General features: G+C 65.8%; 14 protein-coding genes. 11 read left to right on the top strand and 3 right to left on the bottom strand.

The annotated features are described in order from the left end of the window. Positions 1–278 precede the first annotated feature (278 nt). The gene (locus EVU97_RS07270) at positions 279–1,502 is read left to right on the top strand and encodes an NADP-dependent isocitrate dehydrogenase (protein WP_129664689.1); all 1,224 of its coding nucleotides are present in this window, start codon (positions 279–281) and stop codon (positions 1,500–1,502) included. Between the two features lie 126 nt (positions 1,503–1,628). On the opposite strand, the gene EVU97_RS07265 is transcribed toward EVU97_RS07270, so the two are convergent. The 3 genes from EVU97_RS07265 to rfbB all read right to left on the bottom strand — a co-directional run bounded on the left by EVU97_RS07265 (position 1,629) and on the right by rfbB (position 4,431). After that, positions 1,629–2,147, bottom strand: a complete 519-nt coding sequence (locus EVU97_RS07265) for a hypothetical protein (RefSeq protein WP_129664687.1) — start codon at positions 2,145–2,147, stop codon at positions 1,629–1,631. A 434-nt stretch (positions 2,148–2,581) separates the two neighbouring features. Further along, positions 2,582–3,427, bottom strand: a complete 846-nt coding sequence (rfbD, locus tag EVU97_RS07260; RefSeq protein ID WP_129664685.1) for a dTDP-4-dehydrorhamnose reductase — start codon at positions 3,425–3,427, stop codon at positions 2,582–2,584. Beyond that, positions 3,424–4,431, bottom strand: a complete 1,008-nt coding sequence (gene rfbB / locus EVU97_RS07255) for a dTDP-glucose 4,6-dehydratase (protein ID WP_129664683.1) — start codon at positions 4,429–4,431, stop codon at positions 3,424–3,426. The genes rfbD and rfbB overlap by 4 nt, the downstream gene beginning before the upstream one ends. A 78-nt stretch (positions 4,432–4,509) precedes the next feature. Between rfbB and rfbA the strand changes: the two genes are divergently transcribed. The 10 genes from rfbA to EVU97_RS07205 all read left to right on the top strand — a co-directional run bounded on the left by rfbA (position 4,510) and on the right by EVU97_RS07205 (position 13,963). Beyond that, positions 4,510–5,397, top strand: a complete 888-nt coding sequence (gene rfbA, locus EVU97_RS07250) for a glucose-1-phosphate thymidylyltransferase RfbA (RefSeq protein ID WP_047312156.1) — start codon at positions 4,510–4,512, stop codon at positions 5,395–5,397. A 3-nt stretch (positions 5,398–5,400) separates the two neighbouring features. Then, entirely contained in the window at positions 5,401–6,003 is a 603-nt protein-coding gene (locus EVU97_RS07245) for a dTDP-4-dehydrorhamnose 3,5-epimerase family protein (RefSeq protein ID WP_129664681.1), read from the top strand. A gap of 70 nt (positions 6,004–6,073) precedes the next feature. Continuing rightward, positions 6,074–7,153 carry an NAD(P)-dependent oxidoreductase gene (locus EVU97_RS07240; protein WP_129664679.1) on the top strand — a complete coding sequence of 360 codons (1,080 nt, stop codon included), beginning with the start codon at positions 6,074–6,076 and terminating at the stop codon, positions 7,151–7,153. Then, on the top strand, positions 7,141–8,049 hold the full coding sequence (locus tag EVU97_RS07235) for a nucleotidyltransferase family protein (protein WP_129664677.1): 909 nt from the start codon (positions 7,141–7,143) through the stop codon (positions 8,047–8,049). Before EVU97_RS07240 ends, EVU97_RS07235 begins: the two co-directional genes overlap by 13 nt. Continuing rightward, positions 8,046–8,318 (top strand): PqqD family protein, encoded by a 273-nt coding sequence (locus tag EVU97_RS07230; protein ID WP_129664675.1) that lies wholly within the window; start codon positions 8,046–8,048, stop codon positions 8,316–8,318. The genes EVU97_RS07235 and EVU97_RS07230 overlap by 4 nt, the downstream gene beginning before the upstream one ends. A gap of 92 nt (positions 8,319–8,410) precedes the next feature. Further along, positions 8,411–9,697 carry an O-antigen ligase gene (locus EVU97_RS07225; protein ID WP_129664673.1) on the top strand — a complete coding sequence of 429 codons (1,287 nt, stop codon included), beginning with the start codon at positions 8,411–8,413 and terminating at the stop codon, positions 9,695–9,697. After that, complete coding sequence (locus EVU97_RS07220) at positions 9,694–10,596, top strand: glycosyltransferase family 2 protein (protein ID WP_165357907.1); 903 nt, start codon at positions 9,694–9,696, stop codon at positions 10,594–10,596. Before EVU97_RS07225 ends, EVU97_RS07220 begins: the two co-directional genes overlap by 4 nt. Positions 10,597–10,613: 17 nt before the next feature. Next, complete coding sequence (locus tag EVU97_RS14960; RefSeq protein ID WP_165357906.1) at positions 10,614–11,138, top strand: DapH/DapD/GlmU-related protein; 525 nt, start codon at positions 10,614–10,616, stop codon at positions 11,136–11,138. Next, positions 11,135–12,142: a glycosyltransferase gene (locus EVU97_RS07210; RefSeq protein WP_129664669.1), complete on the top strand. Its 1,008-nt coding sequence runs from the start codon at positions 11,135–11,137 to the stop codon at positions 12,140–12,142. Before EVU97_RS14960 ends, EVU97_RS07210 begins: the two co-directional genes overlap by 4 nt. Positions 12,143–12,358: 216 nt before the next feature. Continuing rightward, entirely contained in the window at positions 12,359–13,963 is a 1,605-nt protein-coding gene (locus EVU97_RS07205) for a glycoside hydrolase family 99-like domain-containing protein (RefSeq protein WP_165357905.1), read from the top strand. The last annotated feature ends 1 nt before the right edge of the window (position 13,964 follow it).

Genomic DNA, 13,964 nt, shown 5'->3' with positions numbered 1-13,964 from the left:
GAACCTCCACGCGGGCTGACAGTCGAGTAAGAGAGTACGGAACGAACTGATCGGTCGCCAAAGTTTTGAGGTGACGAATTACGCTCGTGCAACTATGTATTACGCCCGGGAGGGGCTGGCGGTTCAGCCGCCCAAGATCCCGCCGCGCCCGGGTGCGAGGTGGCGCCGTCAACCCGACGCACGCCGCCGAACGCGCTCGCCTTTCTGCCACTCTCGTCGAGGGGATAGCCTGGGCGAGGTATCACCATCCACGTCGCAGAGTCAGGAGCCAAACAGGCATGGAGAAGATCAAGGTCAAGAACCCCGTCGTCGAACTCGACGGTGACGAGATGACGCGCATCATCTGGCAGTTCATCAAGGACCGCCTGATCCACCCGTACCTCGACGTCGACCTCAAGTACTACGACCTCGGCATCGAGAACCGCGACGCCACGGACGACCAGGTCACCGTTGACGCGGCCAACGCCATCAAGGAGTACGGCGTCGGCGTCAAGTGCGCCACGATCACGCCCGACGAGGCGCGCGTCGAGGAGTTCGGCCTCAAGGAGATGTGGAAGAGCCCGAACGGCACGATCCGCAACATCCTCGGCGGTGTCATCTTCCGTGAGCCGATCATCATGAGCAACGTGCCGCGCCTCGTGCCGGGCTGGACGAAGCCGATCATCATCGGTCGCCACGCTCACGCCGACCAGTACAAGTCGCAGAACTTCAAGGTTCCCGGCGCCGGCAAGGTCGAGATCTCCTACACGCCTGCCGACGGCGGCGAGAAGGTCGTCTACGAGGTCGCCGAGTTCCCCGCGGAGGGCGGCGTCGCGATGGGCATGTACAACTACAACAAGTCGATCGAGGACTTCGCCCGCGCGTCGTTCAACTACGGCCTCGAGCGGAACGTTCCGGTTTACCTGTCCACGAAGAACACCATCCTCAAGGCGTACGACGGTGCGTTCAAGGACATCTTCCAGGACGTGTTCGAGCGCGAGTTCAAGGACGAGTTCGACAAGCGCGGCCTCACCTACGAGCACCGCCTCATCGACGACATGGTCGCTGCGGCGCTCAAGTGGGAGGGCGGCTACGTCTGGGCCTGCAAGAACTACGACGGTGACGTGCAGTCCGACATCGTCGCGCAGGGCTTCGGCTCGCTCGGCCTCATGACGTCGGTCCTCATGACGCCGGACGGCAAGACCGTCGAGGCCGAGGCTGCGCATGGCACGGTGACGCGTCACTACCGTCAGCACCAGCAGGGCAAGGAGACGTCGACCAACCCGATCGCGTCGATCTTCGCCTGGACGCGTGGCCTCGCCAAGCGCGGTGAGCTCGACGAGACGCCCGAGGTGACGAAGTTCGCCGAGACGCTCGAGCGTGTGTGCATCGAGACCGTCGAGAGCGGCAAGATGACGAAGGATCTGGCCCTGCTCATCGGCAAGGACCAGCCCTACCTCAACACGCAGGACTTCCTCGCCGCCATCGACGAGAACCTGACGAAGGCCATGCAGCAGGCCTGACGCAGGATGCGCCATACGAGAAGGCGGCCCACTACCCGTGCAGGGTGGTGGGCCGCCTTCTCGTTCGCATTGCGGGGCGGCTATGCAGCCGAGCACCGGAGTGAGGCACTCGATCCCCGAGGGGCGTCAGCAGTTGTTCGCGATGGCGGAGAACGTCATGCCCGCGATGTATATGCCCTGGCTGCGGTCGACGCCCGAGAACTTTTGCGCGTTGTTCCAGTAGGTGAGGATCACACTGCTCGTGGGTGCCTGGTATGTGACGTTGAGGTTACCGGCGCTCGACGTCGTGTCCGCGAAGGCGGTGTTGCTCGAGGCGGCCGTGGCTGGGGAGTCGGTAGTGCCCGTGCCAGTGACGCCAGAGGCGGCAGTGGATGAGAAGGTGCCTGACAGTTCGACGACGTCCCAGAAATCGCCCGCCGTGCTATCGATGTCCGTCACGGTGAACGCTAGGTTGGACACGCTGACCGGCTTGCCGTCGGGTCCAGTGAACGCGAAGGTGTACGCACCGCGGGCCGCGCGCTTAGGCGTGGAATAAACCGGTGTGGTGACGGTCTGCTGGATCCTCAGGCCGTTGGCGAATGAGCCGCCGACCTGACCAACTGCGCTGAGGCTGTCGTCACCGGAAGTCTCGGTTCCGGACTTCATCGCGCCTGTGTAGGAAGCCGTGACCGTCAACGTGATTGGTGGCGCGGACGCATTCTGGCTCGTGGCCCGGACGCTCGCCTTTGTGCTCGACGTTCGCACGAAGCTCGGGTTCGACCAGTTGACCGTGTAGCTGACCGGCGGGCACGGGGATGCAGCCGCCCGTGGCGCGGCCGCGCCCACCACGATGGCCGGCGCAGCCCAGGCGCTGCCTCGTACCACCCTCCTGCGTGTGATGCCGTGGTGTGACGCGTTCATTACGCTCCTCGCGATAGTCGTAGCTGCGTCCCTATTGTAGGGCGCGTTAAGCATGACGTCCGACCAAATGGGCGACGGGAGGGGAGCTCCCGGCTCAAGTGGTCTCTCCTGGAACGGTTCCGAGAACGATGTGTTTCTTGTCACATCCGGCCGGTGGGAGGGTCGATGGCGACCCTGGCCTAGCGTGCGCCGACTCGGCAGGTCGACCGGAGGTAGGCCGCGAGGGAAACGTGCCACTCCGGACGAGGTGGACCGCCTGAATGCGCCAGCACGCTGTTCGCAGGTCGATGCGCGGGCCGAGGGAATGCCTCGCTCGTCGTGGGGTTGACGCGCTCGGGGTCGAGGCCGCTCAGGCGGAAGATCTCGCGCGTGAACTCGTACCACGTCGTCGAGCCCTTGCTCGTGCCGTGGTAGTACCCGCCCGGGACCTTGGCCTCGATCAGGTCGATGACGTAGCGCGCGAGGTCGCGGGTCCACGTCGGTTGACCATGCTGATCATCTACAACGTTCAGCGTCTCGTGCGTCTTCGCAAGGCGGAGCATCGTCGCCACGAAGTTGGGGCCGTGCTCGCCGTAGAGCCATGCGGTACGCACGATGAGGGCGTCGAGATGTTCGGCTCGCACAGCCCACTCGCCGGCCGCCTTGGTCCTTCCGTAGGCCGAGCGCGGGGCCTGGGGGGCGTCCTCGGCGTAGGGCTCGCTGTCCCCGCCGTCGAAGACGTAGTCGGTCGAGATGTGCACGAGACGTGCCCCCGCCCCGCGGGCGGCGCGGGCCACGTTGCGCGCACCGACGGCGTTCAGGGCGAAGGCGGCGGCTTCGTCGGACTCAGCGGCGTCGACGGCGGTGTAGGCGGCCGCATTGACGACGACATCAGCGCCGGCCGCGGCTGCTCGCGCGGCCTCGAGGTCACGGATGTCGCAGTCAGCCGAGCCCAAAGCCGTGACCTCGTGCCCGCTCTCGCGAACCACCGCGGCGAGGTCGGTGCCGAACATCCCCGTTCCGCCGGTGATGACCCAGCGGCTCAACGCTTCTCGATCTTCTGCGTCTTCGCGTACTTCGCCTCGGTCTCGTCCTTCATCGGACGCCACCAGGATTCGTTCTCGCGGTACCAGTCGATGGTGGCGGACAGTCCATCGCTGAACGTCGTGTACTTCGGCACCCAACCCAATTCGTCACGCAGCTTCGTCGGGTCGATCGCGTAGCGCCGGTCGTGACCAGGACGGTCGGTGACGTGGTCGTAGTCGCCGGCGTCCTTGCCCATCGTCGTCAGGATCGACTCGACGACGGTCTTGTTGTTCTCCTCGCCGTCGGCGCCGATGAGGTACGTCTCGCCGATACGACCGCGCTCGATGATGGCCCATACGGCCGAGTTGTGGTCGTCCACGTGAATCCAGTCGCGCACGTTGAGACCGTCGCCGTAGAGCTTCGGGCGCACGTCGTCGATGATGTTCGTGATCTGGCGGGGAATGAACTTCTCGACGTGCTGGCGAGGGCCGTAGTTGTTCGAGCAGTTCGAGATGGTGGCCTTGACCCCGAAAGACCGCACCCAGGCGCGCACGAGGAGGTCGCTCGCGCCCTTCGTCGAGGAGTAGGGGCTCGACGGGTTGTAGGGCGTGGCCTCGGTGAAGCGCGCCGGGTCGTCGAGTTCGAGGTCGCCGTAGACCTCGTCGGTGGAGATGTGGTGATAGCGCACGTCGTGCTTGCGCGCCGCTTCGAGAAGCGAGACCGTGCCGAGCACGTTCGTGTCGACGAACGGCCACGGGTCGGCGAGCGAGTTGTCGTTGTGGCTCTCCGCCGCGAAGTGCACGACGACGTCGGAGTCAGCAACGAGGCGGTCGACGAGCTCGCGGTCGGCCACATCACCCTCGACGAAGGTGATGTCGTCCATGACGCCGTCGAGCGAGCGCGTCGTACCCGCGTAGGTGAGCTTGTCGAGCACCGTGATCTGCGCGTCGGGTCGCTCCGTGCGGGTGAGGTGGACGAAGTTGCTGCCGATGAATCCGGCTCCACCGGTGACGAGAACTCGCATGGCGGGAAGTATACGGGGGGCGGGCGCCATCCCGATCTTCGAGGACTTCGGCATCGCCGGGCCAGTATGCTCAACCGCATGAAGGGCATCATTCTGGCCGGGGGCTCGGGCACACGGCTTCACCCCATCACCCGCGGCATCAGCAAGCAGCTCATGCCGGTCTACGACAAGCCGATGATTTACTACCCGCTCTCGACGCTCATGATGGCGGGCATCCGCGACATCCTCGTCATCACGACGCCGCATGACGCGGAGCAGTTCCAGCGGCTCCTGGGTGATGGGACCACCTGGGGAATGAACATCCAGTACACGGTGCAGCCTTCGCCGGACGGGCTTGCGCAAGCATTCATCCTCGGCGAGGAATTTCTCGACGGTGACAGTGCCGGCCTCGTGCTCGGCGACAACATTTTCCACGGTGCGGGAATGGGGACGGCGCTCCAGCGCCGTATCCCCTCCGAGGGGGGCCTCATCTTCGCCTACCACGTGACCAACCCGACCGCCTATGGCGTTGTCGAATTTGACGAGAGCGGTACAGCGATCTCTCTCGAGGAAAAGCCGAAGGAGCCGAAGTCGGACTTCGCCGTCCCGGGCCTCTACTTTTACGACAACACAGTCGTCGAGCGCGCGAAGGCGCTGGAGCCCAGCCCGCGAGGAGAGCTCGAGATCACGTCGCTCAACGAGGCCTACCTCGACGAGGGAACACTCACCGTCGAGGTGCTGCCGCGCGGTACGGCGTGGTTCGACACGGGTACGTTCGAGGGCCTCATGACCGCCTCACAGTTCGTCTCCGTCGTGGAGCAGCAACAGGGCCTCAAGATCGGTTGCATCGAGGAGGTCGCCTGGCGCAACGGCTGGATCACCACCGAGCAGCTGCTCGATCTCGCCGCGCCCTTGGAGAAGAGCGGGTACGGCACGTACCTCACCCGTATCGCGTCCGACCCCCGACCCATGCCGAAGGTGTACTGACCCGTGCAAATCACGCCGCTGCGAATCGAAGGCGCCTACCGCGTCGCTCCACGCCAGTTCCCCGATGACCGCGGTGTCTTCATGGAAGGCTTCCGCGGCGACAAGCTAGCCGAACACATCGGCCACGAGATGCGCGTCGTGCAGACGAACATCTCCGTCTCCTCCCGCGGGGCGGTGCGTGGAATCCACTTCGCCGACGTTCCCCCGTCACAGGCCAAGTACGTCACTGCGGTGAGTGGCTCTTTCCTGGACTTCGTCGTGGACATCCGCGTCGGCTCACCGACGTTCGGTGAATGGGAGAGCGTGAGACTCGACACGGACTCCCGTGTGGCGGTGTACCTGAGCGAGGGTCTCGGGCACTGCCTCGTCGCCCTTGAAGACAACTCGACGGCCGTGTACCTGTGCTCGCAGCCGTACAACCCGACGGGGGAACACGGCATCAACCCGCTCGATCCCCGCGTGGGCCTCGACCTCCCTGCCGACCTGGAGCCTGTGGTCTCGGCCAAGGACGCCGCGGCGCCGAATCTCGAGGAAGCTGCTGCTCAGGGCCTGCTCCCGAACTATGACGATTGCCTCGCGCTCGCGGAAAGCCTGCGCCGCGCTTGAGACCGTTGGTTTCGGAGTGGTTCGACGACGCCTAAACTGGACTCTCCCGTACGTCAGACCGGAAGGCACCATGGCGATCCTCATCACCGGAGGCACCGGTTTCATCGGGCAGTACCTCGTTCGGGCGCTCACGCCTGAGCACGACGTGGTTGCGCTCGATCTGCTCAGTGCACAGGTTCACGCGGACCCTGACGCGGCCGCGTCGCGCTTTCCCGGCGAAGTGATCCGCGCTGACGTGAGTGACCCGGATGCCTGGGGCCGGCTCGATCGCCCCGAGGCGGTCGTCCATCTCGCCGCTGAGACCGGTACCGGCCAGTCGATGTACGAGCAGGATCGTTACCGGCTCGTCAACGTCGAAGGCACCCGACGCGCAGCGGAGGCCGCGCGCGCCTGGGGCGTGCCCCTCGTTGCGATGTCCTCGCGAGCTGTCTACGGCAACGGACGCTTCTCCTGCCCGGAACACGGCGACTCCTATGCCGAGCCGTGTTGTGCGAAGGCGGTGCCGGCCGCGTCGCGTGAAAGCGACCCGCACCGCCCCGTCTCCGTCTACGGCGAGACGAAGTCGCTCGGCGAGCAGCTTCTCGGCGAGTACGCCCGCGAGATTCCTGTGGACGTCGTTCGCCCGCAGAATGTTGTCGGGTTCGGGCAAGCCCTCCACAACCCGTACACCGGCGTGCTTGCAGCCTTCCTTGCGCGCCTGCGTGAAGGGCGTCCCCTCTCCGTGTACGGCGACGGAACGTCAACGCGCGACTTCGTCCACGTGAGCGACGTCGCAGCGCTCATCGCCTGGCTGGTCGAACATCCGACCGCGCCTGGCACGCCGCGCGTGCTGAACTCCGGCACGGGAGAACGGATGACCCTCACCCACCTGGCTGAGACGGCACGGCGTGCAGCGCCTCTGGAGAGTCCGCCTCCGGAACATGTGGACGTCCACCGCGCAGGAGACATCGACCACGCTGTCGCTGACCTCACGGCGCTGCGTTCCTCGGGTGCGCCCTTACCCTCCCTCTCGAGTGAGGACGCTGTCACCGACTTCATCACTCGTTCGTGGGAGGTGCCGGGGGCAGACTCGAGCGCCTGGGATTCTGCTCTCGACGAGCTCGGCCGCCGCGGCCTCACCTCTTGCGCTGGACCGGCATGGTTCAGATAGGTCACGGCAAGGGCGCAGAGGCCTCGGGCGCAGCAGTCGACGTGCCTGATCGGGTGCGCCTCGAGTTGCTGCACGGCTACGTCCAACTCGTGGCGCAGGAGTGCGGTGTCCGCGTGCTGCACCTCAAGGGCGCAGCGGTGCACGAGGGTCTTCGGCGTGGGCACGGAACGAGCTTCGACGTCGACGTCCTCGTTCATCCGGACGACGTGGCTCCGTTCCTCGACGCCCTTTCCACCCTGGGGTGGGAGAGGCTGACCGGTTTCGAGGAGGGCTCGGCGTTCGGGCACGCCACCAACATGCGCCACGAACTGGGGCTCATCGACCTGCACCGGCATTGGCCTGGTTTCGAGGTGTCGCCTGTCGAAGCCTTCGAAACCCTCTGGAGTCGGCACGAGGAGATGTCGATCGCCGAGGTTCCGTGTCCGGTGCCCTCCTTGGACGATCAGCGACTCATTCTCCTTCTTCACCACGCACGCAGCGGGTCTGGTTCGACACGTGACCTCGAGGCGGGTTGGGCCGACTCCGACGAGGCCACCCGTCGTCGTATCCGTGACCTCGCGAAGCAATTCGACGCCGAGCTCGCGCTCGCGGCTGCCCTGGGCCAGCTCGAAAACTTCCGCAGCCGACCAGGGTACGCACTGTGGCGCTACTTCGTCCGTGGCGAGCAGAGCCGCTGGGAGGAGTGGTGGGGCCGCTACGAAGCAGCCACAGGAGTGCGTGCCAAGATGCTCGTTCTTCGGGGTCTCGTCTCCGTCAACGCAGACCTGCTGCGCTTCGATCTGGGGCACGAACCGACGACCCGTGAGTACGCCCACGCCTACCGCCTCCGTCTGCGCACAGCCGTCGGCGACCTCGTCAGCTCCGCGCGACGACGACGCAAGCAGGGGCAACGATGACCTGGCGAATCCCTGGTGACGTCGCCGTCACCTACGACGAAACCCACGAGCGCTTCTGGGCCCTTCGCGTCGGAAGCCGCGAGCCGCACGGCCTGTCCGTCCACGGCTACGTCATCTGGCAGGCAGCCGATGGGGCGGCCTCGACGGAGCAGGTCGCGGACCGCATCGCAGGAGAACACGAAGTCGATGTCACCGCTGTCCGGTGCGATGTCGAGGCCTTCGTGCCGCATCTGCTCGATGTCCGCCTTCTCGACGAGGTGACGGCATGACCCGTTTCGAGCAGGAGTCTGCGTGGGGCCGCCTTCTCTCAGACGGAGGCGGTGCGAACGTCCGCGGCGGCGTCAGGGGTGATAGCCCAGGCGTGCGCGACCCAGCAGAGCCGGGCGCGATGGAGGAGCACAGGTCCGTCCACGACGCCCCATCCGGTGCCCTCGAGCGGCGTCTCCTGGCCGTCGGGCACAGCGTGCGCACCTTCGCCGGCCCCATCGTGCTGCTCGACTGCCTTCTCGGGTTCCTCTTCATGTGGGCGGGCTACCCGATCACCGCGACGCTGCCGGGCGGTGTGGCCGCGGCGGTGGCGGTCATCGCCGTGGGTGTCTTTCGGCCCTCGACGTTGAAGGTGAAATGGGGCAGCCTGCTCTTTCTCCTCGGCATGGCGCTGCTCGTGTTCCTCGTGGTCGTGTCGATGCTCAACGGCCAGCCCTGGACGCAGCGCATCGGCAAGTTCGCCCTGCTTCTGCTCCTGTGCTCCGTGTTGGCCACGGGGCGCATCAACGTGCGCTCGCTCGTCATCGGCGGGTGCCTGGGTGCCGTGGTCAACGTTCCGCTCTTCTACGCCGGCCTCACACCGAACAACTATCCCCCGTATCTCACCGGCTTCTACGGCGACAAGAACGTCGCGGGCCTGTACTACGTCGTCTGGGGCATTCTCGGGCTCCTGGCCTTGAGAGGTCGCTTCACGAGCCTCGCATGGATCGTCGTCTCCTTCGGGCTTCTGTTCGCCACGGGATCGCGCACGTCCATCGCTGCCTACCTGGGAGCACTTGCCTGGTTGGCGTTCCGCAATCGGGTGGGCGTCAGTTATCGGCTCATCTACGCGGCCCTCGGCCTCGTCACCCTGACGTGGGCGGTGAACAACCTGGCCGAGTCGAAGGTGTTCGGTGATCGCACGGGAAGTGACTGGTATCGCGAACAGGTCGAACTGGCGATGCAGTCAAAGGCTGACATCACTCCCTGGTACGGACTCGGGCTCAACGAGGGCCAGGTCGTCATCGGAACGCGACCGCAGTGGTTCCACGACTCCTACGTCCAGGCCTTCGTCGAGGGTGGCTATCCGAACCTGTGGATCGTCACAGGGGCGTTCCTCCTGCTCGGCGTCGGGCTCCTCGATCGTCGCCTGCACATCAGTCGCGAGTTGCTCGTCGCCGAGGGCGCGACGATCGCCATGATGGTCTGCGCGTGGAAGCTCGGTGAGACCCTCATGACGCCTGCTGCCTTCCTCATCCTCGGCATCGCCGTCGCGTACCGCCTCGGCACACCGATCGAGCGTGACGACGTGTGGGCCTGGCAGCATCTCGAGTTCGTCGATCCGGAGCAGACCTCACCCAAGAAGCACCAGCCGTCACCGAGCCGAGGAGCCACACTGTGAGACCGGCGCTCAGCATCGTCGTGCCGCACTACGGCGCCCCGGAACCGACGCGTGATCTCCTCGCGCAGCTCGCCGCACAGCGTTACGAAGGAGCCGTTCAGGTGATCGTCAGTGATGACGCGTCCCCTGAGCCCTTCACAGCCGACGGGTGCGACGTCGTTCGTCGCGACCGCAACGGGGGTTTCGGCTCGGCGGTCAACTCCGGCGTCGCGGTTGCCGAGCACGATCTCCTGCTCGTACTCAACAGCGACATCACGATCGAGGAGAGCTTCCTCGCCGAGCTGGTCGACGGCGCGGAGCCATGGATGCCGGCCGTCGTCGCCACCCGCGTGGAGGAGCCGTTCGGTTCGCGCTGCGTCGGACGGCTCTGGCCGCGCCCACGCCACGTCGTCCTCGAGAACCTCGAGCCGCTTGCGCGCTTCCACGGTCGGCCGTGGTTCGAGAAGCAACTCGGTAACGACCTCAGTTCGTGGGACGCGCCAGTGGCCATGCCGACGGACTGGGCAACGGGCATTTGCCTGTTCATGCCGGCGGATGCCTTCCGCGCAGTCGGTGGCTTCGACGAGGACTTCTTCATGAACTGTGAAGAAGTCGACCTCCAGCGCCGCCTGCATCGTCGCGGCCTCCCAACCGTCATTCTGCCCGCCCCACTCATTCGCCACATCGGTGGCGGATCGTCCGATTCTGCTCGGCGCTCGCAGTGGCTCATGGACGCGCGTCTGCGCTACCACGAGAAGTGGCACGGCGGGCCCGGCCTCGCCCTCGGGCTCGGCTCCGCGGCCGTGGTCAACCTTGCGTGGAACTCGGCGCGTGCGCTCGCTGGGCGCCACGTGGACGCCCGCGGCGGCTACGAGCGTCAGATCTCTCTTGTCCGTCATGCCTGGAGGAACCGTCGATGAACGTGGCACAACTTCTCGTGGAGAAGGGCGCCGGCCTGCGCTATCGCCGGGCCCAACTCCGGGCGCCGATTCTGCGTCGAGCATTCGGCGGGCTCGGTGCGGGGAGCGTGATCATGGCACCCCTGTATCTCCGGGGCGTTGATCGCATCCACCTCGGCGACGACGTGCTGGTGCGTGACGGTGCGTGGCTTGCCACGGAGAACGAGGTCTCGGCCTTGCGGATCGGAGACGACACTTACATCGGACACCGCGCACACCTGCATTCGATCGACCCCGTGGTCATCGGACGCGGCTGCGTCTTCGCCGACAACGTCATGGTCTCGACGACCGACCACGACCGCCGCGACCGACACCAGGTTCACGGGACGGGACCGATCACCATTGGTGACGACGTGTTCCTGGGCCAGAACGTCGTCGTGCTGGGCGGTGTCTCGATCGGGGACGGGGCCACGGTCGCCGCTGGTGCCGTGGTGATTAGTGACGTTGCTGCGGGCGCTGTTGTCGGGGGAGTGCCCGCGCGTGAATTGGGAGTGACCGCATGACGCGGCGAATGCTCATCGTGTCGCCGAGCTTCCACGGCTACCACGCAGCGATCGCGCGAGCGTTCGAGAAGCTCGGTTACGACGCCGTGACGTACTGCTACGACGCGGTTGACTCGACGGCCGAGAAGGTCTGGAACAAGCTGCGCTACGAGCTGCCGACCAAGCTCGTCGGGGGCGACGCGCACCAATCCGCGGACACCTCTTCACGGCGGGCGGCCGAGCGCGTCCGCGACGTGGCGCCGGACGTCGTCCTCGTCGTTCGCGGCGACACGCTCACGGAGGAGTTCTGGCAGGTCGCGTCCGCAGGTGGGCGACCCGTGGTCGTGTGGATGTACGACGAGATGCGGAGGACGGCGTTCGATGCTTCGCTCGTTTCGAAGTACGCGCGCATCGCGAGCTACAGCCCACTCGACGTGCAGGCTTTGGTGGCCGAGGGGATCGAGGCACTCCACGTTCCGCTCGGCTATGACGACACGGCCGAGCCCAATGCGAGCACCGAGGGAATCGGTGTCGTGAGCTTTCTCGGCGCGCCATCTCCCAAGCGTCACGGCGCGCTTCTTGCCCTGCACGAGGCAGGAATCCCGGTGCGTGCGTGGGGACGCGGGTGGTCGGACCATCCCTTCGATCGTGCTCGTACGTGGCGCCTTTCCTCCAGTGGTTTGCCGAACGGTCGTGACACGCCGGGACCCGTCGCACACGCGATCATGCGGAACTCGATTGCCACGCTCAACATTCACGGCGACCAGGACGGATTCACGATGCGCACGTTCGAGGCTGCCGGCAGCGGCGGCGTGCAGCTCGTGGACCGAGCCGACGTCAGCGAGGTTTACGTTACTGGCGAGGAAGTGTTGGTGTTCGAGAACGCCGAGGAACTCGTTGAGATCGCCCGCCGAGCGGAGGCAAGACCGGAAGGCTTCGTTGCATTGAGGGAAGCGGCACGTCGTCGCACCCTCGCCGAGCACACACTCACCCACCGTGCGAAGCAGCTGGAAAGTTTGTGGTGACTGACAACTCCTCGAGGGGACGGAGAACCCATGGGTAGTGTACGCGAGAGCCTTGGGCTGATTCGTGACGCTGTAAACCCGCGGAACGAGCGCGCAACCCGGAACGCGGCCGCCCGCAGGGCGAAGCTATTGGCCCTCCGGGGGCGCTCGGCGAGCCGTCTGATGTTTGTTCCTCAGCGGCGGAGCTCGTCCTTGGCTCCTGCCGGATGGCGGACGGTGAAGCGGACGCCTCGGCACGCCCACGTCATCATCTGGCTCGACCGCGGCATGCCGGCGCCAGCCGAGCGTGGCGATGTGGACGTGGTGGACCTCGTGACCTCGTCCTCACCTTGGGCACGCTTCACGCCCGACGGCTGGTCGCCTACCCAGATCCTGCTGGCCGCAGCCAACTCGGGGCTGTTGAACGGATACGAGACAGCCACAGTCGTTCTCGACGCCGCCAAGGGCGAGGCTGCCCACGCTCTGGAGGCGTGCGCCGATCCGCACGTCGGAGGCGTGACTCGTGCCCTCGTCAGTTCGTCGTCCGCCCACCGGCGTTGGGTGCGGAGCGTGCTTCGCGATCGCCAGTGGGAAACGTCGGGCATCGCGGAGCGTCGGCCTGAGTCGTTGAACCTAACGTGTCGAGCTTTCCTGCTCCAGGGGTTGCGCGGGCTGGGCATGTCGCCGGAGCTCGTCCCGGACGAATTCCATTTCCTCACCTTGCTGGCCACTTTGGCGCAAGCGGGTGACGCTCCGATCGTCGAGTCGTGCGAGGTCCGATCCGCACCCCAGAAACGACTTCACCCTCGGTTGGTCGCTTTCTACCTGCCGCAGTTCCACATCACTCCCGAGAACGACGAGTGGTGGGGTCCGGGCTTCACCGAGTGGACGAACGTCGCATCTGCGGTTCCCAATTATCCGGGGCATTTTCAGCCCAAGCTGCCGGAGGACCTCGGCTTCTACGATCTCCGCCTCGACGGCACGCGATCCGCTCAGTCGCGCTTGGCCAAGGAAGCGGGCGTCGAAGCATTCATGTACTACCACTACTGGTTCTCGGGGCGTCGCGTTCTCGATCTCCCGCTGGACCTGCACATCAAGGCGGGTGAGCTCGAGCAGCCGTTCAGCATCATGTGGGCCAACGAGAACTGGACACGATCGTGGGACGGGGACACCCGGTCTGTTCTCCTGGAACAGGACTACGCGAACGTGCCCGCTGAACGCTTCGTCGAGGATGCTCTGCCGTATCTCTTGCACAACGACTACATGACGGTCCAGGGCAAGAAGCTCGTCAGCGTCTACCGACCTGATTCGATCCCGAACTTCGTGTCGGTGCTCAAGCAGTGGCGTGCGACGGCGCGTGAGCACGGGCTGGAGCTCTTCGTTGTCGGGGTCGAGTACGGTGCGCTCGAAGGGCCGACGCGTGAATGCCTGGACGGCACCATGTCGTTCCCACCGCACTCGAAGGAATACGTGGGCGCCCGCGGCGTCAGCGCGAAGGTCTCCCGACGATTCACCGGGCAACTCCTGTCGTACTGGGGCATGGTGAGACACGACATCCGGCGGCTTCCGGACATTGCGGATCACCATTTCCCCGGGGTCATGACGGCGTGGGACAACACACCTCGCCGCCAGGAGTCGGCACACCTGTGGGTCGGCGCGAACCCCTACCTCTACCGACGGTGGCTCCTCGCTGCGGCCGAGGCGGTGTCAGAGCGGACCGTCCACGAGCGCATTGTCTTCATCAACGCGTGGAACGAGTGGGCCGAGGGCGCAGTGCTCGAGCCGTCGAACGAGTTCGGGCACGCGTACCTACAGGCGACTCGCGACGTGGCCTCGGCGTAGT

Source organism: Dermacoccus sp. 147Ba (genome assembly GCF_004151355.1).
GTDB classification, from domain to species: Bacteria; Actinomycetota; Actinomycetes; order Actinomycetales; family Dermatophilaceae; genus Dermacoccus; species Dermacoccus abyssi.
This window is presented reverse-complemented; position numbering and strand designations above follow the sequence as displayed.

Bases quoted from the DNA above. Each gene is read 5' to 3' on its own strand.
- EVU97_RS07270 (WP_129664689.1), top strand. From the start codon at position 279: ATGGAGAAGATCAAGGTCAAGAACCCCGTCGTCGAACTCGACGGTGAC.
- EVU97_RS07265 (WP_129664687.1), bottom strand. From the start codon at position 2,147: ATGAAGTCCGGAACCGAGACTTCCGGTGACGACAGCCTCAGCGCAGTT.
- rfbB (WP_129664683.1), bottom strand. From the start codon at position 4,431: ATGCGAGTTCTCGTCACCGGTGGAGCCGGATTCATCGGCAGCAACTTC.
- rfbA (WP_047312156.1), top strand. From the start codon at position 4,510: ATGAAGGGCATCATTCTGGCCGGGGGCTCGGGCACACGGCTTCACCCC.
- EVU97_RS07240 (WP_129664679.1), top strand. From the start codon at position 6,074: ATGGCGATCCTCATCACCGGAGGCACCGGTTTCATCGGGCAGTACCTC.
- EVU97_RS07235 (WP_129664677.1), top strand. From the start codon at position 7,141: ATGGTTCAGATAGGTCACGGCAAGGGCGCAGAGGCCTCGGGCGCAGCA.
- EVU97_RS07230 (WP_129664675.1), top strand. From the start codon at position 8,046: ATGACCTGGCGAATCCCTGGTGACGTCGCCGTCACCTACGACGAAACC.
- EVU97_RS07210 (WP_129664669.1), top strand. From the start codon at position 11,135: ATGACGCGGCGAATGCTCATCGTGTCGCCGAGCTTCCACGGCTACCAC.